The organism is Candidatus Phaeomarinobacter ectocarpi (assembly GCF_000689395.1).
GTDB classification, from domain to species: Bacteria; Pseudomonadota; Alphaproteobacteria; order CGMCC-115125; family CGMCC-115125; genus Pyruvatibacter; species Pyruvatibacter ectocarpi.
Map to the genome: position 1 here is coordinate 3,006,600 of NZ_HG966617.1, position 23,367 is coordinate 3,029,966.

The following is a 23,367-nucleotide window of genomic DNA, read 5'->3' on the forward strand; positions in this document are numbered from 1 at the left end:
CTAGATGGTGAGCGCTTCATCCAGGAACATGTTGAGTTCCTGCTTGTGCTTGCTCATCAAGCCGGTTGCTGTGGATGCTGTGGAGGCACGGCCCGCATAACGCGCACGCCGGTGCTTGGCATCAATGTGTTTCAGAACCCATTCGATGTTGGGCTCCATGAATGTCCACGCGCCCATATTCTTGGGTTCTTCCTGACACCACATCATGTCCGCATTCGCGAAGCGTTCCAGCTCCTTGATCATGGATTTGGCGGGAAATGGGTAGAGCTGCTCCACGCGCATCAGATAAATGTCATCAATGCCGCGCTTCTCACGCTCTTCCAGCAGATCGTAATAGACCTTGCCCGAGCACATGACCACGCGCCTGATCTTCTGCGACTCCACCAGTTTGACGGTCGAGCCGGGCATGTATTCCGCGTCATCCCACAACACCCGGTGGAAGGAAGAACCTTCGCCCATTTCCTTGAGTGTCGAGACGGCCTTCTTATGCCGCAACAGCGACTTGGGCGTCATGATGATCAGCGGCTTGCGGAACTTCCGATGCAGCTGACGGCGCAGGATGTGGAAGTAGTTTGCCGGCGTCGTGCAATTGGCAATCTGCAGATTGTCCTCTGCACACAGCTGCAGGTAACGCTCAAGGCGGGCCGAGGAATGCTCCGGACCCTGACCTTCATAACCATGCGGCAGCAGCATCACGAGACCCGACATGCGCAACCACTTGCGCTCACCCGATGAGATGAACTGATCAATGATGACCTGAGCACCGTTGGCAAAATCGCCGAACTGCGCTTCCCACAGGACAAGCGCATTGGGCTCGGCCAGCGAGTAGCCATACTCATAGCCAAGCACGGCAGCCTCAGACAGCATCGAATCGACCACGTCGTACTCGACTTGACCTTCTTTGAGATTGTTGAGCGGCATGTACCGCTCTTCGGTTTCCTGATCGATGATGGCGGAGTGGCGTTGCGAGAACGTGCCGCGCGTTGAGTCCTGACCCACAAGGCGGACAGGAAACCCTTCATCTATGAGGGAACCGAACGCGAGCGACTCAGCAGTGGCCCAGTCAATACCCTCACCAGCCTGCACCACATCCATGCGCGCCTTGAAAACGCGCTTCAGCGTGCGGTGCGCATTCACTTCTTCAGGAATGGTCGCAAGCTTGGTGCCGATCTCCTGCAGTGTCTGCACAGGCACCGCTGTTTCACCGCGACGGGCTTCGCCTTCGGCAACGGAAAGACCGCTCCAGCGCCCGTCCAGCCAGTCAGCCTTGTTGGTGCGGAAATTGTCAGCTGTGTCAAAGCTTTCGGAGAGCATCGCGTTGAAACTCTCCTTCATGCCGTCGATCTCAGCCTGATCCACCAGACCCTCAGCAATCAGACGCTCTGAATAGATCTGCAGCGTCGTCGGCTGCTTCTTGATGGTCTTGTACATCAGCGGCTGGGTGAACATGGGCTCGTCGCCCTCGTTGTGCCCAAAGCGCCGGTAGCAGAACATGTCGATGACCACGTCAGCGCCGAACTGCTGACGGTATTCCGTCGCGATCTTCGCCACGTGAACCACGGCTTCCGGATCATCCCCATTCACATGGAAGATCGGTGCCTGAACCATCTTGGCAACGTCAGACGGATAAGGCGACGAGCGCGAGAAACGCGGGCTGGTCGTAAAGCCAATCTGGTTGTTGACGATGAAGTGGATGGTGCCGCCATTGCGACCACCCTTAAGTTGCGACAGCCCAAAGCATTCAGCCACGATGCCCTGACCCGCAAAGGCCGCGTCGCCGTGCAACAGAATTGGCATGACCTTGGTACGGTCACGACCATGCTGCATGTCCTGCTTGGCGCGGGCCTTGCCCAGCACCACCGGGTTCACCGCTTCCAGGTGAGACGGGTTGGCCGTCAGTGACAGGTGAACCTTGTTGCCGTCAAACTCACGGTCAGACGACGTACCCAGATGGTACTTCACGTCTCCTGAGCCGGCGATGTCTTCGGGGTTGACCGAACCACCTTTGAACTCATGGAAGATCGCCTGGTACGGCTTGCCCATAACTGTCGCGAGCACATTGAGGCGACCACGGTGCGGCATGCCGAGGATGATTTCCTCAAGGCCCATATTGCCGCCGCGCTTGATGATCTGCTCCATGGCAGGGATGAGGCTTTCGCCACCATCCAGACCAAAGCGCTTTGTGCCCGTATATTTGACGTGCAGAAAATTCTCGAAGCCTTCAGACTCGATGAGTTTTTGAAGGATCGCCTTCTTGCCCATGTCCGTGAAAGACACTTCCTTGCCACGGCCCTCGATGCGCTCCTGGATCCAGCCTTTTTGTTCCGGATCAGCGATGTGCATGAACTCGACGCCGATGGTGTCGCAGTAGGTGCGCCATAGGATTTCCATCATCTCATTGATGGTAGCCGTCTCCAGACCCAGCACATGGTCGATGAAGATCGGACGATCCATGTCGTCGTCGGTAAAACCGTATGACATTGGGTTGAGTTCGGGATGATCTTTCGGCGGCTCAATGTTCAGCGGGTCAAGCTTGGCAATGAGGTGGCCACGAATACGGTAGGCACGGATCATCATGATCGCGCGGATGGAATCGAGGGTAGCTGCCCGCACCTGCTCGTCAGTCAGGCTGACGCCCGCACTGGATGCCTTGCCTTCGATTTTGCCCTTCAGGTGGGATTCGGCTTCACCCCAGTTGCTGTCCAGAGCCGAAACCAGGTCGCCATTGGCCAGCGGCGGCCAGTCGGCGCGCGCCCAGGAAGGCCCATTGGCTTCGGTTGCAACCGCACCCGGATCATCCTTCAGACCATCAAAATAGGCCCGCAGACGCGCATCCACAGAACTGGGGTTCTGGGCGTACCGGTGGTGCATCTGTTCGAGATATTGGGCGTTGCCGCCATAAAGGAATGACGTCTCGTCAAAGGCTTCATTTGCAGGCGTCCGCTGACGCCCCGAGCCATCTGCCATTTTGTGTCGCTCCCGCGCGGTCGCAAGGTGCTGTGGGGCTTATCGGCCCGCGCGCTTTCGAATACCAAAAGCCCCAAATTCCCCGCAGCTTCGCACGGGTTTGGTTAACGCGCTATTCAAAATGCCCCAAATTCCGGTGACATTTTGAGAATACTGGCCCCGCGAAACCGCATAGGGGTTCTCGCGGGGCCGGCATTCATTTTGTCTTCACGAAATCGATTAGCCCCCGGGTTAGCCCTTGAGCACATCCACAAGCGTGGAGCCCAGCGCTGCTGGAGACGGCGAGACCGTAATCCCGGCAGATTTCATTGCTTCGATCTTGCTGGCAGCATCGCCCTTGCCACCGGAAATGATGGCACCCGCATGGCCCATCCGGCGGCCCGGAGGCGCTGTCACACCAGCAATGAAGCCCACAACCGGCTTCTTGGTTTTGGACTGCTTGAGGAACTCGGCGGCATCTTCTTCAGCTGACCCACCAATTTCACCGATCATGATGATGGATTCGGTCTTGTCATCGCCCAGGAACATGTCCAGGCAATCAATGAAGTTGGTGCCGTTGACCGGGTCACCGCCGATGCCGATGCAGGTGGTCTGACCAAGGCCTGCAGCCGTCGTCTGGCCCACAGCCTCATAGGTCAGCGTGCCAGAGCGCGACACGATGCCGACCGTGCCCGGCTGGTGAATGTGGCCTGGCATGATGCCGATCTTGCACTCGCCCGGCGTTATGACGCCCGGGCAGTTGGGACCAACCAGCCGTGTCTTGGAGCCACACAGCGCCTTTTTGACCTTCACCATGTCGAGCACGGGAATGCCCTCGGTGATGCAGACCGCCAGCGGAATTTCCGCGTCGATCGCCTCAAGGATCGCATCCGCAGCGAAGGGAGGCGGCACGTAGATCATGGTCGCGTCAGCGCCGGTCTTTTCAACCGCCTCGCCGACTGTATCGAATACAGGCAGATCAAGATGCTTGGTGCCGCCCTTGCCCGGCGTTACGCCGCCAACAAGCTTGGTGCCATACTCAATCGCGGTTTCCGAATGGAACGTACCCTGAGCACCTGTGAAGCCCTGGGTGATAACCTTGGTGTTGCTGTCAATCAGAACGGCCATCTATTTGGCCTCCTTCACGGCTTTGACGATCTTCTCGGCGGCATCCGCCAGATTGTCAGCAGGAATAATGGCAAGGCCGCTATCGGCCATGATCTGCTTGCCAAGCTCAACATTGGTGCCTTCAAGGCGCACAACGAGCGGCACCGCAAGCGATGTCTCCTTGGCAGCGGCGATCACGCCTTCCGCGATGATATCGCAGCGCATGATGCCCCCGAAAATGTTGACCAGAATGCCTTCAACCGCAGGGTCAGACAGGATGATCTTGAAGGCTTCCGTCACCTTCTCCTTGGTGGCGCCGCCACCCACATCCAGGAAGTTGGCAGGCTCTTCGCCGTACAGCTTGATGATGTCCATCGTCGCCATGGCAAGGCCTGCGCCGTTGACCATGCAGCCAATGGTGCCATCGAGCTTGACGTAGGAGAGGTCATACTTGGCAGCTTCAAGCTCGGCTGCTTCTTCTTCGGCAGGGTCATGCAGGTCTGCAATTTCCTTGTGCCGGTACAGCGCGTTGGAGTCGAAGTTCATCTTGGCGTCGAGGCAAAGAACGTCGCCGCCCTTTGTGACCACCAGAGGGTTGATTTCAACGAGGCTGGCGTCAGTGCCGATGAACGCGTCATACAGGCCCTTGAAGAGCTTGGCGCCCGCCTTGGCTTCTGCGCCCTTGAGCTGCAGCGCATGAGCAAGTGCACGACCATGGAACGGCATGAAGCCGGAAGCCGGATCCACATCAATGGTGTGGATCTTCTCAGGCGTCTCAGCCGCCACTTCTTCGATGTTCATGCCACCTTCGGTTGACGCCACAAAGGCCACCCGGCTGGTTTCACGATCAACAAGGAGCGAGAGATAGAGCTCACGATCAATGTCGGAGCCTTCTTCCACGTAGAGCCGCTGAACCAGCTTGCCCTCGGGGCCGGTCTGGTGTGTCACGAGCGTCATGCCCAGCATGCGTTCGGCTTCGGCGCGGACTTCATCGATGGATTTCACCACCTTGACACCGCCGCCCTTGCCACGCCCACCTGCGTGGATTTGCGCTTTGACGACCCAAACGGGGCCGCCCATGTCTTCTGCAACCTTGACCGCTTCATCAACGGAGAAGGCGGGCTTGCCCTGGGCAACGGCAACGCCGAAGCCACCAAGCACGCCTTTGGCCTGATACTCGTGGATGTTCATGTTTTTCCGACTGGCTGGGGAAGTCTGATGGAACTCATCAAGATTCCAAGTGGAAGGAGAACTAGGATTCGCTTTTGGGTATAGCACCGGTAAGGGCGATGCCCAACAGGTGACACCTGACGTAATGTCAATGCTACGCTCACTTTCCTTAAGGGCAAGACAACGGAGATACCTCCATGAAATGGCGCGGCAGACGACGCAGCACCAACATGATCGACAAGCGCGGTCAGACGGCCTCTCGCGGTGGCGGGTTCGGCAGGTCCCGTGCCGGCGGCATGGGTCGGCATTTCCAGATACCCAGAGGCCGGGGCGGAAAAATCAGCTTTTCCGGCATCCTCATCATGATCGCCCTGTTTGCCATCACCTATTACCTGAACGGAGACGGGTCTGGCGGCGGCTTTTCCACCAGCGGGCCCTCACAGAACCTGACTGCCGAACAGCAGGCCGCCCAGGACGAAATGGCAGAATTCTCAGCCGTGGTCCTGGCCGATACCGAAGATGTTTGGAATTCTCTGCTGCCCGCCGCGTACGGGCAGGAATACCGCGAGCCAAAGATGGTGCTGTTCTCAGACGGCGTAAACTCCGGCTGTGGTTTTGCCAGCTCAGCCGTCGGGCCGTTCTACTGCCCGGCCGGCGAGAAGATCTATCTTGATCTCGACTTCTTTACCGAGCTGGTTCAGCGCTTTGGGGTCGAGGGCGATTTCGCTTCGGCCTATGTGATCGCCCATGAGGTCGGCCACCATATCCAGACGGTTCTGGGCATCTCGGCGCAGGTACGCCAGGCCCAGGGCGAAGTGGGCAAGGTTGCGGGCAACAAACTTTCCGTCATGCAGGAGCTACAGGCGGATTGCTTCGCGGGCGTGTGGGCCAATCGCGCCGACGGCATGAGCCAGATACTGGAGCCCGGCGACATTCAGGAAGCCATGAATGCAGCGTCAGCCATTGGCGATGACACGCTTCAGCGTCAGGCCGGCGGCCGCGTTATGCCGGACAGCTTCACCCATGGCACTTCTTCGCAAAGGCAGCGCTGGTTCATGAAAGGCTATCAGACCGGCGATCCGGTTCAGTGCGACACGTTTTCAGCCGCAACGCTGTAAATCGAAGGACTGCAGCAGACACGAAAGAGGCGCGGTCCCGGAAAGGAACCGCGCCTTTTTTGTTCTTTTGAAAGCTGTTGACCTAGCTCCAGAAAATCCACGCCGGCACCGCGAACATCGCGATCCAGAATGCGACCTTCAGGTAGAACTGCACCTATGCAAGATCCGGATTGATCTTCTTGCAGCTTTCAACGAGGCCTTCCACGGCGTCGACAGAGACCTTGAACATCTCTTTTTCAGCCGCGTCGAGTTCAATCTCGACAACTTTTTCAATGCCACCAGCACCGATAATTGTCGGCACGCCAACGTAACGATCATTGACGCCGTACTGGCCCGTCAGCTGAGCCGCGCATGGCAGCAAACGCTTCTTGTCCTTGAGGTAGCTCTCAGCCATGGAGATGGCAGAAGACGCTGGCGCGTAGAACGCAGAGCCTGTCTTCAGCAGACCAACAATTTCAGCACCGCCATCACGGGTGCGCTGAACGATCTGGTCGAGCTTCTCCTGTGAGGTCCAGCCCATCTTCACAAGATCTGGAAGCGGAATGCCGCCAACGGTTGAGTAGCGAACAGACGGCACCATCGTGTCGCCGTGGCCGCCGAGCACGAAGGCTGTGATGTCTTCAACGGAGACGTTGAATTCTTCAGCCAGGAAGTAGCGGAAACGTGCTGAGTCGAGCACGCCAGCCATGCCCACAACCTTGTTGGCAGGCAGACCGGAGAACTTCTGCAGCGCCCAGACCATAGCGTCGAGCGGGTTGGTGATGCAGATCACGAACGCGTCCGGGCAGTTGGCCTTGATGCCTTCGCCAACGGACTTCATGACCTTGAGGTTGGTTTCAACCAGATCATCGCGGCTCATGCCCGGCTTGCGGGGCACACCAGCCGTCACGATCACGACGTCGGAACCGGCAATGTCCTTGTAGTCGCTTGACCCGGACATGGCCGCGTCAAACCCTTCAACCGGGGACGCTTCGGCAATGTCCAGCGCCTTGCCCTGGGGCACGCCGTCCACGATGTCGAAAATGACGATATCGCCAAGTTCCTTGAGGCCTGCGAGCAGGGCGAGCGTGCCGCCGATCTGGCCGCCACCGATGAGAGCAATTTTCTTGCGAGACATTGGGGTACTCCGCTGTTGATGTGTGTTCTGGGCAGGCGCGGACTGCTGTTCAGTCTTGCCCCCACCACGTTTTTTGGGTGGACGCCCCATGAACCAGTTGAAAAAGCCACCGGACATTGCGGGTTCATCCAGGAAATTGAGGCCGCGGCACCAGGTACGTGCAGCCTGCGGTTAAGAATGCTGCGCTTCACCTATCTCATGGCCGGACATGGTGCAAGCGGATGCCCGTGGAACACCAAACCCTGCCGTTTCATTCCGGTTTTGGCGCGGCCCCGAAGCCTCGGACCGGCCCCCCGAATTGAGACATCACCGGACCCAAATGCGGTATCTGAGGTTATTCGGGCACACGCCATCCCAATCCGTTAACCCTCGTTAATCATATAACCGTTCCCGTTTGACACGCGGACCCTCAAAGAGTCACAGTTTCTTAGTCAATTCAGCCGATTATTGGCGGGTGTGACGCACAACAATACTCCATGCGGGAGATGTTCTGCGCCGTGCCCTGGATACGAATTTTGAACCCGTATCAAACCCGTTTTTAGCTGAGTTTGGCGCAAAATTGGGGGCAGGCAGCCACACCAATGACCCACCGCGCATCCGGGGGCTCAGAGTTAAAGAGCACCTAAAATGCGGATAGCGGGGAAAACCGGCCGGGAACCGGGGGTCTGATACGTGAGTGCCTGGCAGTCTTTTTGCAGTGAAACCGTCGAGATCCACACAGTGATCGGTAGTGGCACACGCAAGAAGGTATTTTGGGGGCGTATTTGATGAACCAGACTGTGTATCAGCTGGATGCGGCACAAAAAGTGGAAGCAGCGCCGACCGGGAACAAATCCGGGCACAGCCGTTTCCGCAAATTTGCTGCCCCGCTGGCAATCGTTGCCGGCACGCTGAGTTTGGGTGGCTGCGCCGCCCCCGTTATCGGCGCCATTACCGTGAGCCAGCTTTCCACAGCCGCGGGTATCGCCTCTTCCATCATGTCTGGCCGTGATCTGACAGAACATGTCGTCTCTGCCATCGTCGGCGAAGACTGCCGCTTCCTTGAAGCCATCCTGCGCGGACGCCCCATCTGCGTGCCTTACGGTTCACCGGAAGCAGATGATTCTTTTCAGGGCATCATCGTTGCCCTGCAGGACAACGATGACGACCAGCCGGACTTTGACCGCTCCGGCGAATATCAGGTGGCTGGCCTCGACCCAACCGCCATTCAGCTCGGCTTTGCGCCCATCGTCCCTGACTACGATCAGGCAACCGCTTCTCTTGAAGCCGTAGACCGTGACATTCGCGACAGCGACCGTGGCGACATGCGTCGCGTGTCCTTCGGCATGATGTCCGCCACATACGGCGCCAGCCATTCCATGGACGACCTGCTCGCTGCCCAGAACGGCAAGAACGAGCAACCCTTCCTAAAGGGAGCCGCCATTGAAGGCCCTGATGTGATGCCTGCTCCAGCAGCAGCGCCGCGCGTCATCATGGCGTCAGCCGCAACGCCAACCGTCATGCCGCAGCCGCTTGCATCCAAGCGCAGCGACGGTCAGACGATCGTGCCGCATCTGCCAGCCCAGAAAACGCGCATTCAGCAGATCATCGAACGCGCACAGATGGCACCGATCCCCGACTAGACACACGGGCACCATTCAAACAACAAGGCCGCAACTCACACGTTGCGGCCTTTTTTTGTCCATGCAGACAGAGATGCACTCGCTACTATCCACACCAGAATTCGCATGAACTTTTCCGGCAGGTAAAAATGGATACCTTCATGAGGCTTGTCATTGCAGGCAGCGCACTGTGCCTGAGCTTGATCGCCCCGAAAACAGCGGCCGCAGCCAACTGCAGTGAACCTGAACTGCTCGAAGACCATCATGAAGAATACAACAAGCTCATTTGTGACGGCGTCCGAGACGTCCAGGAACATGACTATTCAAGAGCAGTAGATTCTTTTGAAAACGCTCTTGCCATCAGGCTGCATGAGCAGCCCAATTTCCAGCTGTTCCCAAAGCTGGCATGGGCGTCCTTCAAGGCCGGTCAAACAGAAAAAGCCGAAGTCGCCCTGGAGAAAGCCAGACTGTCACTCTCGGTCTTCACAGGCATTCTGAAATGCGAGGAACACGAAGACGGATATCAGTTGATGAACCCGCATGGCGAACCCGTCACTGAAAGACTAAGTGACCAAGTCACCCTGGTGATGTGTGGTGCAGCTTACGACTACGTCTATCAGCGTCAATCACTCGAACGTGTGCTGGAAGAGGCAGCGATGGTTGAGCGCTATCTGGATGTGAAACACAGGATCGCGGACGTCAATGCCTCAGAGTAACAATCAGACTGCGTGCCCCACGGCCATATACGCTTCGCTTTGCATCTCAAACAGTCGTGACGCTGTCCGTTCAAATTCAAACGCGCCATCGCCGGCAGGATAAAGCTCCTCGGGCTCACTTGCGGCTGAACAGACAAGCTTAGTCTTGTTCTCATACAGCGCATCAATCAGCGTCACGAAGCGCTTGGCTTCATTGCGCGACTGCGGCCCCATCTTTGGAATCTCGTCGACCAGCACCGTATGAAAGCTACGGGCAATCTTAAGGTAGTCCGCAGGACCCAACGGGCGGCGACACAGATCATCAAAGTGAAAGCGCGCAATGCCCATGGCGGCGCGTGGCACCGTAACCTTGCGCCCCTTGACCTCCACCATGCACGGCGCCGGTTTGACACCGGCCGTCAGCCGGCCCCAGGCATCATCCATGGCCTGTGAGGACGCACCATTGAGCGGCGTATGATAGACCGGCGCACCGGCCAGATGCTTCAGGCGATAGTCAGCTGCCGCGACCAGCTCCATCACGTCCATCTGCTGGCGCAACAAATCAATGAACGGCACGAAGAGCTGACGGTTGAGGCCATTCTCATACAGCGTGCCCGGATCCCGGTTGGATGTCGCCACGACCACAAGACCGCGCTCAAACAAAGCGGTGAACAAACGACCAAGGATCATGGCGTCCGTGATGTCTGTTACCTGAAACTCGTCAAAGCACAAAAGCGTTGTCTGCTTCATGATGGCATCGACGACAGAGGGGATGGGATCACCGCCCGCGCTCTTGGAAACTTTGCCCTGCTTCTCGCGCTGTCGCCATTCATGCACGCGACCATGCACGTCCTGCATGAAGTCGTGAAAGTGAATACGCTGCTTCTGCTTCACTGGAGCATGGGCAAAGAACATGTCCATCAGCATGGACTTGCCGCGCCCCACACCGCCAAAGATGTAAAGGCCGCGTGGCGCCTCGACCATACCGCCCAGCCCGAACAGGCCGCGCTTCTTGCCGGGCTGATAGCCCTTGAGCGCGTCATGCAGCATCTGCAGTTGATCTGCCGCTGCTTCCTGCGCCGGATCATGCTCAATCGCCCCGGAAGCGACCAGCGCACGATAGGCATCAATGGTGGTTGAAGGTTTGGCCATATGAGCCGATTAGCGGCTTTGAGTGGCAGCGGCAAGTCACGGTCAGTAAAATCGAGATGACGGGCCTACTTGTTCGGCCATGTCCAGTCAGCCTTGCGCTTGCCCATCCAGGCGCGCACAGCTTCCTTGTAGTCACGTTCAGCCACCATTTCGTCCAGCAGCTTGTCCGCTTCGGCGACTGAAGACCCCACATCGCGATGCTGATCCACATAGATCTGTCGTTTTGTTGCCGCCAGAGAATGGGGGGCAACACCGTCCGCCAGCGTGCGGGCATAAGCCGTGACTTCGGTCATCAGGTCTTCATGGGGCACAAGCCGGTTGATGAGCCCCATATCATAGGCCTCGTCCGTCAGAAAAACCCGACTGGACATCAACAGATCATTTGCACGGGCAAGGCCGACAATGCGCGGCAGCAGCCATGAGAGGCCATACTCGGCAGGCATGTTGAAGCGCCCATGCGCTGTTGTGAGCTTGGCACCCGGCACCGCAAAACGAATATCTGCAAAACACGCGAGCACAAGCCCTACGCCCGCAGCCGCTCCGTTCATGGCCGCGATCACCGGCTTGGTGAGCCCGAAGTGATACGCAAAATTCTGGTCGAACTCAGGCCGCACGCCAAAGCCCGGCTTGGGAATGTCATCGCGCGTGCCTGAATCATAGCCGCCCTTCGCCGCATGACCTTCCAGGGCCTGCATGTCGGCCCCGGCACAAAAGGCGCGCCCCTCGCCGGTGACGATAACCACCCGCACGGACGCATCTGCTTCCGCCTGCTCAAGCGAGTAGCGGTATTCCGTATGCATCCGTCCGGTCCACGCATTCATGCGGTCGGGTCGATAGAGGGTGATTGTCGCGATGCCATCAGCGACGTCGTAGCGCGTTGATTTGAGTTCCATGTCCTCAGTTTGCACTGAGAGCCCGCCACCCGTCGAGATGGGGCGCGAGAATGGCGTCGCGCTCTGCAGCTGACAGATGCAGATCAAAGTGCTCCGCAAGCGCTGCTGCAATCTCATCAACCGTGGTGAGCTGGGTAACCTGTGCCACGCCGTCACGCCCACGGATCGTCAGTTCGGTGTTGAACAGCGTTACACGCCGGTCAGCTTCAGGACGCGCGGCAATCAGAAATTGCACGAAAATCGAACTTGGATGCGTCGCGGTGTACCAGTTCGACAATTCATAATCGGCAGCCGCCTGAGCTTCCATCGAGAACTGATAGACCGGTGCCCATGTGTCCCCAAGCTTTGCCTGCAACTCATATGTGTCCACCGCGCCGCCGACCGACAAAAGCCGACGAGGCTCGTGAGGTGTTTCAAGGACAGCGTCAGTTTTGAAAGGAATAGGTCCCGTCATGGTAATGCCGCCGAACCCGGCATCCGCCAGATACGGCCCTTCCGGCAACGCCACATGCAGCAGCATATGCGTTCGCCCGGTCGCCACGTCCTCAGGCGTTTTCCACCGCACGCGCCCCATAAGACGCGTCACTTCAAAGCCCAACGCATCAAGCGCGGATGCAAGAAGCGCATTCACCTCGAAACAGTACCCGCCTTGCCCACCATCAATAATCTTGCTGTGCAGGGAGGCAGCATCAAGTTTCGGGGGAGACTTGGCCAGCACCGTCAAATTTTCAAAAGGCACCTTGAGCGCCTGCGCATAGTGGATGGCCTTGAGCACATCCAGCGTGGGTGCACGCACGCCCGTGTAGCCGATACGGCCAAGATAGGCATCAAGATCAAATTCAGCGGACATGTCGCACCTTTCAGAAAACTCGGCACGGCACAAAGACAAACGGGCCTGTCCGGGGACAGAGCCATTTGCTCAAAACCTGTGTAGCCAATCAGAGGGGGTAACTACTTCATCGTGGGAATGACGAAGCTGGCGCCTTCATTGCCGCGTGACCAGCGGGCAGTCACTGTCTTGACCTTAGTCCAGAATTTCACGCCTTCAGTACCGTGCTGATTGGTGTCGCCAAAGGCGGACCGCTTCCAGCCGCCAAACGAGTGATAGGCCAGCGGCACAGGGATAGGCACATTGATGCCGACCATGCCCACATTCACCTTGGACGCGAAGTTGCGCGCCGCATTGCCGTCTTCCGTGAAGATCGCCACCCCGTTGCCGTACTGATGGTTGGAGGGAAGCGCGATCGCTTCTTCCGGTGTCTTGGCGCGGGCGATCTGCAGCACCGGTCCAAAAATCTCTTCCTGGTAGGACGTCATCTCCGGCGTCACTTTGTCGAAAAGCGATCCGCCCATGAAGAACCCGTCCTCATATCCCTGCAGGGAGAACTCGCGGCCATCAACCAGGAGCTCGGCGCCTTCTTTGACGCCCATATCGATATAGCTTTTGATTTTCTCGCGGTGCTCCGCCGTAACCACCGGACCATAATCCGCATCCGGATCAGTGGAGGTGCCGACCTTGAGCGCCTCAACACGCGGGATGAGTTTTTCAATCAGGCGGTCTGCTGTTTCGTCACCAACAGGCACAGCAACTGAAATTGCCATGCAGCGCTCGCCAGCCGAGCCGTAGCCTGCACCAATCAGATCGTTCACGACGCCGTCGAGGTCGGCATCCGGCAGGATGATGGCGTGGTTCTTGGCACCACCCATCGCCTGCACGCGCTTACCGTGGGCAGCACCTGTTGCGTAGATGTATTCCGCCGTCGTCGACGCGCCCACAAAGCTGATGGCTTCAACGCGCGGGTCGGTCAGCAGCGTATCCACCGCGTCCTTGCCGCCATTGACCACATTGAGCACGCCTTCGGGTGCGCCTGCTTCCATCATCATTTCCGCAAGCCGCAGCGGCACGCCGGGATCTTTTTCTGAGGGCTTGCATACGAATGTGTTGCCGCACGCGATGGCAACGCCAAACATCCACATCGGGATCATGGCAGGGAAGTTGAACGGCGTGATGCCGGCGCACACACCCAGCGGTTGGCGCATGGAATACATGTCGATGCCGGGGCCCGCGCCTTCGGTGAACTCACCTTTTTGCAGATGCGGAATGCCGCAGGCAAACTCGATGACTTCAATGCCGCGCTGAATGTCGCCCTTGCTATCGGCGATGACCTTGCCGTGCTGGTTGGACAGGATCTCGGCGAGCTCATTCATATTGGCTTCAACCAGGCGTTTGAACTCGAACATAACCCGGGCGCGGCGCTGCGGATTGACCTGCGACCAGCCGGGGAAAGCGGCTTCAGCGGCGGCGATGCCCGCGCGCGTTTCATCAGCTGACGCAAGCGGTGTCAGCGCCTGAACCTCGCCGGTGTTCGGGTTGAACACATCATAGAAATTGCCACTGGCGCCGGATACTTTGGCGCCATTGATGAAATGAGTGAGCTCTGTCGGCATTGCATTGACGCGGGTGATCTACCCAACGCCTCCCTGACTGTGACCTTATTGCAAGTCACTTAGCGCCATCGCGCCCCTGCCTGCAAGCCGGAGCACGCGCGCGCGCCAGGACTCCGCATCACAGATTACTTGCTCTTGTACATCCAGGCGAAGAAACCCACCGCTGACGCTGCGGCAATCAACTGGGCCGCAATGAAGGGTCCCACATCGTCAGGTCTGATGCCCGCAAATGTATCCGTAAAAGCACGGGCAATCGTCACGGCGGGATTGGCGAAGGACGTGGAAGACGTCCACCAGTAACCCGCAGTGATCACAAGGCCCACCGCATAGGGAATGGCCTCAGGGCGGGTCTTCAGGAGCGCCAGGATGGAAGCCAGCAGCGCAAAGGTGGCCAGAAACTCTCCGAGCCATTGGGGCGGACCTGCCCGCACATGGGTCGACGCCTGAACGATGTCGAGCTCAAACATGGCATGGGCAAGGCCGGTACCAACCAGCCCGCCAGTGACCTGCACAACAATGTATGCCAGCGCCGCCGCCAGCGTGATGTCACGCTTGAGCCAGAACGCAAAAGTCACCGCCGGATTAAAATGCGCACCGGACACCGGCCCGAAAACCATGATGAGAACGACCAGGATCGCGCCCGTCGCAATCGTATTGCCCAGAAGTGCAACGGCATCATTTCCCGACGCCAGGGCAACGCCCATGATGCCCGAGCCGACAACGGTGCCCACGAGAATGGCCGTACCTGCAGCCTCCGCTGCGAGGCGGCGGGCCATTGTGTAATCAGACATGTGCCGTTAGCCCGCCTCGGACAGATCGCGACCAATATCATCAAGGCGCTTCTGCAGAGTGAGTTTATCCAGCGACGCCAGGGGCAGGCTGACAAAGATTTCCAGCCGTCGCTCAATCTGCCCGTAAATCTCGGCAAACTTCTGTGCGATTTCAGCATCGGTGCCAGTGGCGGCTGCCGGGTCTTCAAAGCCCCAATGGGCCGTCATCGGCTGGCCCGGCCAGATCGGGCACACTTCGCCAGCCGCGTCATCACACAGCGTAAAGACGAAATCGAGTTCAGGCGCACCATCAGCAGCGAACTCGTCCCAGTTCTTGGATCGCAGCTCATTGGTTGGGTAGTTCAGTTTCTGGAGAAGCGTCATTGCCCCGGGGTTGATTGTCCCCTTGGGATGACTGCCCGCACTGAACGCCTTGAACTTTGGTTTGCCGGCACGATTGAGAATGCTCTCTGCCATCACACTGCGCGCGGAATTGCCGGTGCAGAGGAACAACACATTGTAGGTATCAGCCATCACTCTTTTCCCTGATGCATGTTGTCGTTATGAGTTCAGCAGCAACCGGCGCTCTTGCCCACAATTGGCGTTGGGATGTAGGTCTCAACGGGTGCTGCGTCCTGCGACGTTGGGACGTCGGTTTTTTCACCCTCACGTGACGTGCTGATGACATCGTCCTGAGCAACCGGCCCATCACCGAACGTGTCGGTGATCTCACTGGTGAGAAAGGCTTCCCAGCCCAGCCCCGCCGGATCCGTGACCCAGCTCTTTTCAGATTTGGCAAAGCAGCACTCGGTCTTGCCTTCCTCGCGCACATCATCAGATGCCGCCTCGAAGCGCTCATAGAGGGTGTGCAGTCCCGCTTCATCTTCCGTCTGGATGCCCAGATGATCGACACCTTCCGCCTTGCTGCCTTCATTGGCGACGAAGTTCACGCGGGGATCGTCCAGCATCCACTTGGCATAGCCCGGCCGCACGACGGTCGGGTCCGCGCCGAACATGGCTGCGTAAAACGTCTTGGCGTCTTCAATGTTGGGAACAGTGACGGATACATGTAAGCGGTTCATCGTCTTGTCTCCTTCAGTCAGTTACGCAGTTTGGGTCTGGGCTTGGGCCTCGGCCTGGGGTGTGGATGTACTGACGCAGACACCGCAGCGCCCTTCACAGCAATCCTCCAGCAGGAAGTTCGCAATCGCCGCGACCTTCTCGAACTGGACCCGGTAAATGATGGAGCGTCCGTCCTTGCGGCTCACCAGAAGCCCTGCCCGTGCCAGTTCCTTGAGATGAAAGGACAGCGTGGCCGGCGCGACCCCCATACGGGACGCAATCTCGCCCGCAGGAAGACCACCCTTGGAGGGGTCAGGATCATGCGCCTTCACCAGCAACCGAAACACGTCCAGACGTGTGTCCTGAGCAAGGGCGGCGAAGATATCAACTGCATCATTCGTTTTCATATTTCGAATATGGTTGAAATATAAAAATAAACAAGAGCCCTTTTTGCAGGCAGCCAAAAAACAAGACTCCGCCTGGGTTTCCGGTTAAAAATGACCCGGGGACATATATCGTCGTGCAGTCAAAGCCGCCCGGCGCATATGGGGAATTACATATGAACCGGTCTATTCGCTGCGTGAGCGCCACGCTGGCTGCGACATTGCTTTGGCTGCCTGGCCCTGCGCTGGCGATCAATATCCGCGATGACGTTGCAGCGAATGTTGGGGGGATAGGCAACTACGGCGATTTCACAAACAGCTTCCCAAATGTCGGCAACCTGATGGGCGCCGACGGCAACAATTTTTGCACCGGCACGCTGCTCAACGAGCGGACTGTTATCACAGCCGCCCATTGCTTCTATGAGAACGACAAGAGCATCACGCCGGGCCTCGATACTGCCCGCGTCAGTTTCGACGCAGTCTCAGTCTATGCCGACAGATGGTCTGAGTTCGCATCGATCACTTTGCATCCGCAGTATGGCCATGAGAACAATGTGGCGGACATGCAGGACGTGGCGATCATTACGCTGGCAACCCCCGTCACAACCATACCCTTTGCTGAGATAGCGACGCAGACACCGGTACCGGGTACCCAGATCACTCTTGTTGGCTACGGCACGTCAGGCACTGGCTCTAACGGCAGCAGCAACATCGACAACATCCGTCGCATCGCCACCAACACCCTGGACATAGTGGATGACATTGATCTCGACACCGGGGGCCCGACCAATTTTACGTCTGAAGGGGATACAGCGCTCATCTTTGACTTTGATGACCCGTTGACGCCCGGCGACAGTCAGACCGGACTCAGCACAGCACTGGCCCTTGAGGGCGCATCCGGCGGTGGCGACTCAGGAGGAGCCCTATGGGCCATGGTCGACGGTAGACTTATGATCATCGGCCTCAACAACTCGAGCATCAATTTGGTGGATGAGGCCCGCGACGGTGGCTACGGCGAGCTGATTGTTTTCACGACCGTAGCGCCCCTGACCCAATGGATAGACGAGAACAACCCGCTCATTGAGATTTCTGCCGTAGCAGGCAATGGCGACTGGTTCGATGCGGCCAGATGGCAGGACAACCTGATCCCGAACAACAGCGATACCGCCTTTCGTGTCGGCGATCCGTCCACCTTCTTCAACGTGATCCTGGACCAGCAGGGCGCAACAATCCTGAATGCGGATGCCACGATTGACCGTCTGACTCTTGCAAGTCCCCAGGCCAGACTACAGGTAAGGCCCGGCAACGAGTTGAAAACAGTCCTTGGCACGAACATCGACGCGGGTCGGCTGACACTGAACGGCACACTGCAATCGTCCGCACTGACACTGGCAGGCGGCATACTTTCAGGGGCGGGTATCGTGGCTGCCGAGGTGACAACAAACGCAGGCGGTCGGATTGCCCCCGGCAATTCCATCGGCACCCTGACGATCGACGGCAACTTCGTGCAGACGGCAAACGGTGTACTCGCCATCGAGATCGACCGCACGAGCGCCGACAAGCTTGAGGTCAACGGGACAGCCGCGCTCGATGGTGCTCTTGGCGTTCGGCTGGTGCCAGGGGGCGCCATCCCGCTTTCAGACACGGACTACGTGATTGTCACCGCGGCAGGAGGCATCACCGGCGGATTCTCCCAGGTGCGCGACGGACTTCCCGGCACACTGCGCGTCAGCAACGTGCAGGTAAACGCCAATGACGTGCGCCTCAGCATTGGCGCGCAAAGCTTTGCGGAAACGTCAAGCAGCGCCGCGGGCCGCAGCATAGGCGCGGCACTGGATTCTCTGCGCGGCACCGGGAACTCAACAGTGGACGCGGTGCTGTCGCAGCTCGCCGTACTCGACACCCCGGCCCGCGAGTTGTTGTTCGCGACGCTGGCGCCCTCTCAGAGCTTGTCGCAAAGCGCCAGTGGGTTTTCGTATGCAGCGACGCTTGCCAGTCAGCTTGGCATCCGAACTGCTGCGCTGCGCAACGGAACGCGCGGTGTTACCGTGGCCCAGCTTCGGCTGGCTGGCGCACAGCTCGCAAGTTCTAATGCAACCGGTGATGCTTTGAGGAGCGCGGCACAACGCGCCCGCGCCGCTGAGGAAGAAGCCAGAGCTTTCCCTCACGCACCGACCTTCTCGCTGCCCGATGACATTGGTGTCTTCATCGCCGGCGACGTCAGTTTCGGCGATACCGATGTTCTCGGCGGCACTCAGGACTTTACCACCAGCGGGCTCACAGCAGGCATCGACTACCGGGTCACGCCAGACCTCGCCATCGGGGTCGCCGCCAGTGTGTCAGCCACCAGCAGCGACATGTCGTTTGGTGGTGCCACGGAACAGCGGGCCTATGGCGGCAGCGTCTACGGCACATGGCGGTCAGCGCCAGATGCCCCTGTTTTTGACGGTGACATGTATGTAGACGCCTATGCAGGCGCTGCGACGACGTCGTCTGACACGTCTCGCATCGCGCGCATCGGCGCCACACAGATCAATGCGCAAAGCGACACATCCGGCACAACCATCTCCGCCGGTGTGCGCGCCGGGCACGTCACCCGCATCGGCCAGACGAGCATTGGCCCAGTCCTCGCGCTCGACTACGCCCACATCCATACAGACGCCTATAGCGAGCGTGGTGCCGGAGCCTTCGGCCTGAATGTCGCGGAGAGCAACGAGGCGTCAATCACTTCCACCCTGGGCATTCAGGCAGCGCACGAACTCTCCGTCCTGGGATGGGATGTTGCGCCCTATACAAGCGCTGGCTGGGTGCATGAATTTGAACACGACGCGCCGGTGGCGACCGCCAGCTTCGCGGGCGCGGCGGGTACAAGCTTCCAGACCACCGGTCTTGCACGAGACAAGGACTGGGTCCGGGCCGGCGGCGGTGTTGCCGTTCGTGCCGGATCGGCCACGTTGATCAATGCTGGTATAAACACCGACTTGGGGCGCAGCGGCGTCAATCGGACACAGGTAAGCCTGACCATGCGGTCCGCATTCTAGAGCGGTTGCAGAATTTCGATGCGGTTGCCGAAGGGGTCAGCCACGAAAAAGCGGCTGAAGCCTTCAAGGGCGTTGTCGTCCTTGACCTCAACGCCACCGGCGATCATCCGGTCGCGAATGGCTGCAAGGTCAGACACCTGAAAAGCCGGGTGGGCTTTCCTGGCCGGGCGGAAGTCTGCTTCCACACCCATATGGATGCGGATATCCCCGTCCTCGAACCAGCAACCGCCCCTCTTTGCGAGTTCGGCCGGCTTGGGAACTTCCGGAAGGCCCAGAAGCTCGCCGTAGAACCGGCGGGCCGCGTCTTCGCCACCGACGGGCATGGCAAGCTGGACGTGATGGAGGGCTGAGATGCTCATGAGGTCCTTCTATGCGGGCGCATGGCAGACCGCCTCAATGTTGTGGCCATCAAGATCGTGGACGAATGCCGCGTAGTAGCTTGCATGGTAGTCGGGCCTCAGACCCGGCGTTCCATTGTCACTGCCGCCTGCGGAAAGCGCTGCCGCATGGAAGGCGTCGACCGCCTCGCGGTCCTGCGCCCTGAAACACAAATGCAGGTCAGGCTGGACCACGCGATTGCCGTATAGCCAGAAATCAGCCCCCTGAGCATCTGTCGTATGCAAGTCATCGCTGAAGCCCGCATAGGGGCCTTCGTCGCGGTAGTCCAACACAAGCCGATATCCTAGCGGCCTGAGGGCGGCCGAATAGAACCGGATCGAAGCGTCGTAGTCGGAAACGGCGATGCCCACATGATCGAGCATTCGATCCCCCCTCGAACCTCCAGGCAAATACCCGCAGGACAATCCAGACGTTAAACCTGCCGCTCGACCATCATCTTCTTGATTTCGGCAATCGCCTTCGCCGGGGACAGACCCTTCGGGCAGGCCTTGGCGCAGTTCATGATGGTGTGGCAGCGATACAGCCGGAACGGGTCTTCCAGGTTGTCCAGACGCTCACCCTTGGCTTCATCGCGACTGTCCGCCAGCCAGCGATAGGCCTGCAGCAGGGCTGCCGGTCCAAGATACCGGTCCTGGTTCCACCAATAGCTGGGGCAGGCTGTTGAGCAGCACGCACACAGAATGCACTCGTAAAGACCATCCAGCTTGGCACGGTCTTCGTGGCTCTGCTTCCACTCCTTTTCAGGGGCGGGCGTATCCGTCTTGAGATAAGGCTCGATTGACGCGTGCTGCGCATAGAAGTTGGTCAGATCAGGCACCAGATCCTTGACCACCTGCATCTGCGGCAGCGGGTAGATCGCCACAGCGCCCTTCACGTCTTCAATGGCCTTGGTACAGGCCAGCGTGTTGGTGCCGTCGATATTCATGGCGCAGGACCCGCAGATCCCTTCGCGGCAGGAGCGCCGGAAGGTCAGCGTCGAATCCATCTCGTTTTTGATCTTGATGAGCGCGTCGAGCACCATCGGACCACAGGTGGACATGTCCACCTTGTAGGTATCCACCCGCGGGTTCTCATCATCGTCAGGCGACCAGCGATACACCTTGAAGGTCTTGACCTTCTTGGCTCCCTTGGGCGCGGCATGGGTCTTGCCCTTGCCGTTAACTCTGGAATTCTTTGGCAGCGTCAGTTCGACCATAGGTCCTGGTTCCCGCTTCGAGTAGTCACTTAAAACATCCGGACCATCGGTCCATCTTATTGGTTCAGCCCGCCTTGCAAGCTGTTGGCACGGTGGTCATGAACGTCATGACCTCCATGGCCTCGTCCCCTGATAGCTTCGAGGCAAAGCTGTTAGCAGCAGCATCTCCGGAAACGCTGGAGACAAAAAACGCATATTGCGTTTCGCTAAGCTCGGATTCAGACCGGTCTGCGACGCAGGCGCAGCCCGCCTCATCCAGTTGCAGGTTAGCGCGGCAGCTTTCCAGCACCGTATCGCGATCACCGGCCTGCACCGCACCAACCATGAGTGCGCAAACAAACACCGCTGCAACGCCAGTCGATTTCAAAACCTGCTTAAACATGTCCCCAAACCTTCCTTGGTTCGCCCGTCCGGGCGATGTTTTGCCAGCCCCTAGTAAACGCGCGCCTTGGGCGCAATGTATTCAATGTCGTTGCTCATGGTGAAGCTGTGCACAGGGCGGAAGTCGAGCGACACAGCGCCCTTGTCATCAACCCATGCCAGCGTGTGCTTCATCCACTCGTCATCATTGCGATCCGGATAGTCCTCACGGGCATGCCCGCCGCGGCTTTCCAGTCGGTTGGCAGCAGATGTCATGGTGACGGCTGCCTGTGAAATCAGATTGTCGAACTCAAGCGTTTCGATCAGGTCCGAGTTCCAGATCATCGAACGGTCCGTGACCTTGATGTCCGGCAGGCCGGAATAGATGTCAGCCATCTGCGTCACGCCTTCGTTCAGCGTTTCGCCGGTGCGGAACACAGCACAATTGGTCTGCATGTTCTTCTGCATCTTGAGGCGAAGCTCTGCTGTCATCGTGCCGCCATCCGCGTAGCGGAAACGGTCAAGACGATCGAGCGAGGCCTGACCTGCATCTGCAGGAAGCTCGCGCTGACGCTCACCCGGGGTAAGAATTTCAGCACAGCGCAGACCCGAAGCACGACCAAACACAACAAGGTCGATCAGCGAGTTGGAGCCAAGACGGTTTGCTCCGTGCACGGACACACAGGCTGCCTCACCAATGGCCATGAGACCCGGCACCACCGCATCAGGATCGCCATCCTTCGGCGCCACGACTTCGCCGTGATAGTTCGTCGGGATGCCGCCCATGTTGTAGTGCACCGTTGGCAGAACCGGGATCGGTTCCTTGGTCACATCAACGCCGGCAAAGATGCGCGCTGATTCAGAAATACCCGGCAGGCGTTCCGCCAGAATTTTCGGATCAAGGTGGTCAAGATGCAGGAAGATGTGATCTCCCTCATCGCCCACACCGCGGCCTTCGCGAATTTCCATGCTCATGGAGCGGGACACCACGTCGCGGGACGCAAGGTCCTTGGCGGAGGGCGCATAGCGTTCCATAAAGCGCTCACCTTCGGAGTTGGTGAGATAGCCACCTTCGCCGCGCGAGCCTTCTGTAATCAGGCAACCCGACCCGTAAATGCCGGTCGGATGGAACTGCACGAACTCCATGTCCTGCAGCGGCAGACCTGCGCGCAGAACCATCGCATTGCCGTCACCCGTGCAGGTGTGAGCGGACGTGCAGGAGAAGTATGTACGGCCATAACCGCCGGTCGCCAGGATCACCATATTCGCCTGGAACCGGTGAATGGTGCCGTCATCCATATTGAGAACCATGACACCGGCGCAACGGCCATCGACCATGATCAGGTCGAGCACGAAATACTCGATGAAGAATTCAGCGTTGTGGCGAACAGCCTGGCCATAGAGCGTATGCAGGATGGCGTGGCCGGTCCGGTCAGCAGCAGCACAGGTGCGCTGCGCAATGCCTTCACCGTAATTGGTGGTCATGCCACCAAACGGACGCTGATAAATCTTGCCTTCTTCGGTACGCGAGAACGGCACACCGAAATGCTCAAGCTCATACACAGCCTTGGGCGCATTGCGGCAGAGATACTCAATCGCGTCCTGGTCACCCAGCCAGTCAGACCCCTTGACGGTGTCGTACATGTGCCAGCGCCAGTCGTCGTCGCCCATATTGCCAAGAGACGCAGAGATGCCGCCCTGCGCTGCAACCGTGTGCGAGCGTGTGGGAAACACCTTGGAGATGCAGGCAGTCCGAAGACCCGCTTCCGCACAGCCCAGCGTGGCGCGAAGGCCCGAGCCCCCGGCGCCGACAACCACAACATCGAATGTGTGGTCTGTAACTTCATAGGCCGGTGCTGTAGATGCGCCGTTAGTTGACCCGTTCGTGCTCATACAAACTTTTCCTTATC

The 23,367-nt window shown here is 58.7% G+C and carries 21 protein-coding genes; 4 read left to right on the plus strand and 17 right to left on the minus strand.

The window, feature by feature from the left end; genetic code table 11:
- The 3 genes from BN1012_RS14285 to sucC form a co-directional block, all read right to left on the minus strand.
- A complete protein-coding gene (locus tag BN1012_RS14285) occupies positions 1 to 2,967 on the minus strand; it encodes a 2-oxoglutarate dehydrogenase E1 component (protein WP_043950110.1) in 2,967 nt (988 codons plus the stop codon).
- 231 nt (positions 2,968 to 3,198) lie between these two features.
- Positions 3,199 to 4,074 (minus strand): succinate--CoA ligase subunit alpha, encoded by an 876-nt coding sequence (sucD, locus tag BN1012_RS14290; RefSeq protein ID WP_043950111.1) that lies wholly within the window; start codon positions 4,072 to 4,074, stop codon positions 3,199 to 3,201.
- Positions 4,075 to 5,244, minus strand: a complete 1,170-nt coding sequence (gene sucC / locus BN1012_RS14295) for an ADP-forming succinate--CoA ligase subunit beta (protein ID WP_043950112.1) — start codon at positions 5,242 to 5,244, stop codon at positions 4,075 to 4,077. It abuts the gene before it with no gap.
- Between the two features lie 176 nt (positions 5,245 to 5,420).
- Between sucC and ypfJ the strand changes: the two genes are divergently transcribed.
- Positions 5,421 to 6,341 (plus strand): KPN_02809 family neutral zinc metallopeptidase, encoded by a 921-nt coding sequence (gene ypfJ / locus BN1012_RS14300; RefSeq protein WP_043950113.1) that lies wholly within the window; start codon positions 5,421 to 5,423, stop codon positions 6,339 to 6,341.
- A gap of 154 nt (positions 6,342 to 6,495) precedes the next feature.
- Here ypfJ and mdh read toward each other — a convergent pair whose 3' ends face one another.
- Positions 6,496 to 7,458 (minus strand): malate dehydrogenase, encoded by a 963-nt coding sequence (gene mdh / locus BN1012_RS14305; protein WP_043951153.1) that lies wholly within the window; start codon positions 7,456 to 7,458, stop codon positions 6,496 to 6,498.
- A gap of 767 nt (positions 7,459 to 8,225) precedes the next feature.
- Here mdh and BN1012_RS14310 point away from each other — a divergent pair.
- On the plus strand, positions 8,226 to 9,080 hold the full coding sequence (locus BN1012_RS14310) for a hypothetical protein (protein WP_043950114.1): 855 nt from the start codon (positions 8,226 to 8,228) through the stop codon (positions 9,078 to 9,080).
- A 140-nt stretch (positions 9,081 to 9,220) separates the two neighbouring features.
- Positions 9,221 to 9,775 carry a hypothetical protein gene (locus tag BN1012_RS14315; protein WP_145973481.1) on the plus strand — a complete coding sequence of 185 codons (555 nt, stop codon included), beginning with the start codon at positions 9,221 to 9,223 and terminating at the stop codon, positions 9,773 to 9,775.
- A 3-nt stretch (positions 9,776 to 9,778) separates the two neighbouring features.
- On the opposite strand, the gene zapE is transcribed toward BN1012_RS14315, so the two are convergent.
- From zapE to BN1012_RS14355, 8 genes are all read right to left on the minus strand, one after another.
- Positions 9,779 to 10,906 (minus strand): cell division protein ZapE, encoded by a 1,128-nt coding sequence (gene zapE / locus BN1012_RS14320; RefSeq protein WP_043950116.1) that lies wholly within the window; start codon positions 10,904 to 10,906, stop codon positions 9,779 to 9,781.
- A gap of 65 nt (positions 10,907 to 10,971) precedes the next feature.
- On the minus strand, positions 10,972 to 11,799 hold the full coding sequence (locus BN1012_RS14325; RefSeq protein ID WP_043950117.1) for an enoyl-CoA hydratase-related protein: 828 nt from the start codon (positions 11,797 to 11,799) through the stop codon (positions 10,972 to 10,974).
- A 4-nt stretch (positions 11,800 to 11,803) separates the two neighbouring features.
- Entirely contained in the window at positions 11,804 to 12,649 is an 846-nt protein-coding gene (locus BN1012_RS14330) for an arylamine N-acetyltransferase family protein (RefSeq protein WP_043950118.1), read from the minus strand.
- Positions 12,650 to 12,750: 101 nt separating this feature from the next.
- Entirely contained in the window at positions 12,751 to 14,247 is a 1,497-nt protein-coding gene (locus BN1012_RS14335; RefSeq protein WP_043950119.1) for a CoA-acylating methylmalonate-semialdehyde dehydrogenase, read from the minus strand.
- A gap of 125 nt (positions 14,248 to 14,372) precedes the next feature.
- Positions 14,373 to 15,038, minus strand: coding sequence for an aquaporin (locus tag BN1012_RS14340; protein ID WP_043950120.1), 666 nt, complete (start codon positions 15,036 to 15,038; stop codon positions 14,373 to 14,375).
- Between the two features lie 6 nt (positions 15,039 to 15,044).
- Entirely contained in the window at positions 15,045 to 15,551 is a 507-nt protein-coding gene (locus BN1012_RS14345; RefSeq protein ID WP_043950121.1) for an arsenate reductase ArsC, read from the minus strand.
- A gap of 35 nt (positions 15,552 to 15,586) precedes the next feature.
- Positions 15,587 to 16,099, minus strand: a complete 513-nt coding sequence (locus BN1012_RS14350) for an ArsI/CadI family heavy metal resistance metalloenzyme (RefSeq protein WP_043950122.1) — start codon at positions 16,097 to 16,099, stop codon at positions 15,587 to 15,589.
- A 21-nt stretch (positions 16,100 to 16,120) separates the two neighbouring features.
- A complete protein-coding gene (locus BN1012_RS14355) occupies positions 16,121 to 16,486 on the minus strand; it encodes an ArsR/SmtB family transcription factor (protein ID WP_043950123.1) in 366 nt (121 codons plus the stop codon).
- Positions 16,487 to 16,638: 152 nt separating this feature from the next.
- Here BN1012_RS14355 and BN1012_RS14360 point away from each other — a divergent pair, with 152 nt between their 5' ends.
- Positions 16,639 to 19,503: an autotransporter domain-containing protein gene (locus BN1012_RS14360; RefSeq protein WP_043950124.1), complete on the plus strand. Its 2,865-nt coding sequence runs from the start codon at positions 16,639 to 16,641 to the stop codon at positions 19,501 to 19,503.
- Here the strand turns inward: BN1012_RS14360 and BN1012_RS14365 are convergent.
- The 5 genes from BN1012_RS14365 to sdhA all read right to left on the minus strand — a co-directional run bounded on the left by BN1012_RS14365 (position 19,500) and on the right by sdhA (position 23,350).
- Entirely contained in the window at positions 19,500 to 19,862 is a 363-nt protein-coding gene (locus BN1012_RS14365) for a VOC family protein (protein ID WP_043950125.1), read from the minus strand. The two genes, BN1012_RS14360 and BN1012_RS14365, sit on opposite strands and share 4 nt — an antisense overlap.
- 9 nt (positions 19,863 to 19,871) lie before the next feature.
- A complete protein-coding gene (locus BN1012_RS14370; protein WP_043950126.1) occupies positions 19,872 to 20,264 on the minus strand; it encodes a VOC family protein in 393 nt (130 codons plus the stop codon).
- Between the two features lie 50 nt (positions 20,265 to 20,314).
- On the minus strand, positions 20,315 to 21,097 hold the full coding sequence (locus tag BN1012_RS14375; protein ID WP_043950127.1) for a succinate dehydrogenase iron-sulfur subunit: 783 nt from the start codon (positions 21,095 to 21,097) through the stop codon (positions 20,315 to 20,317).
- A gap of 64 nt (positions 21,098 to 21,161) precedes the next feature.
- Entirely contained in the window at positions 21,162 to 21,479 is a 318-nt protein-coding gene (locus BN1012_RS14380) for a hypothetical protein (protein WP_043950128.1), read from the minus strand.
- A 50-nt stretch (positions 21,480 to 21,529) separates the two neighbouring features.
- Entirely contained in the window at positions 21,530 to 23,350 is a 1,821-nt protein-coding gene (gene sdhA / locus BN1012_RS14385; RefSeq protein ID WP_043950129.1) for a succinate dehydrogenase flavoprotein subunit, read from the minus strand.
- Positions 23,351 to 23,367 lie beyond the last annotated feature (17 nt).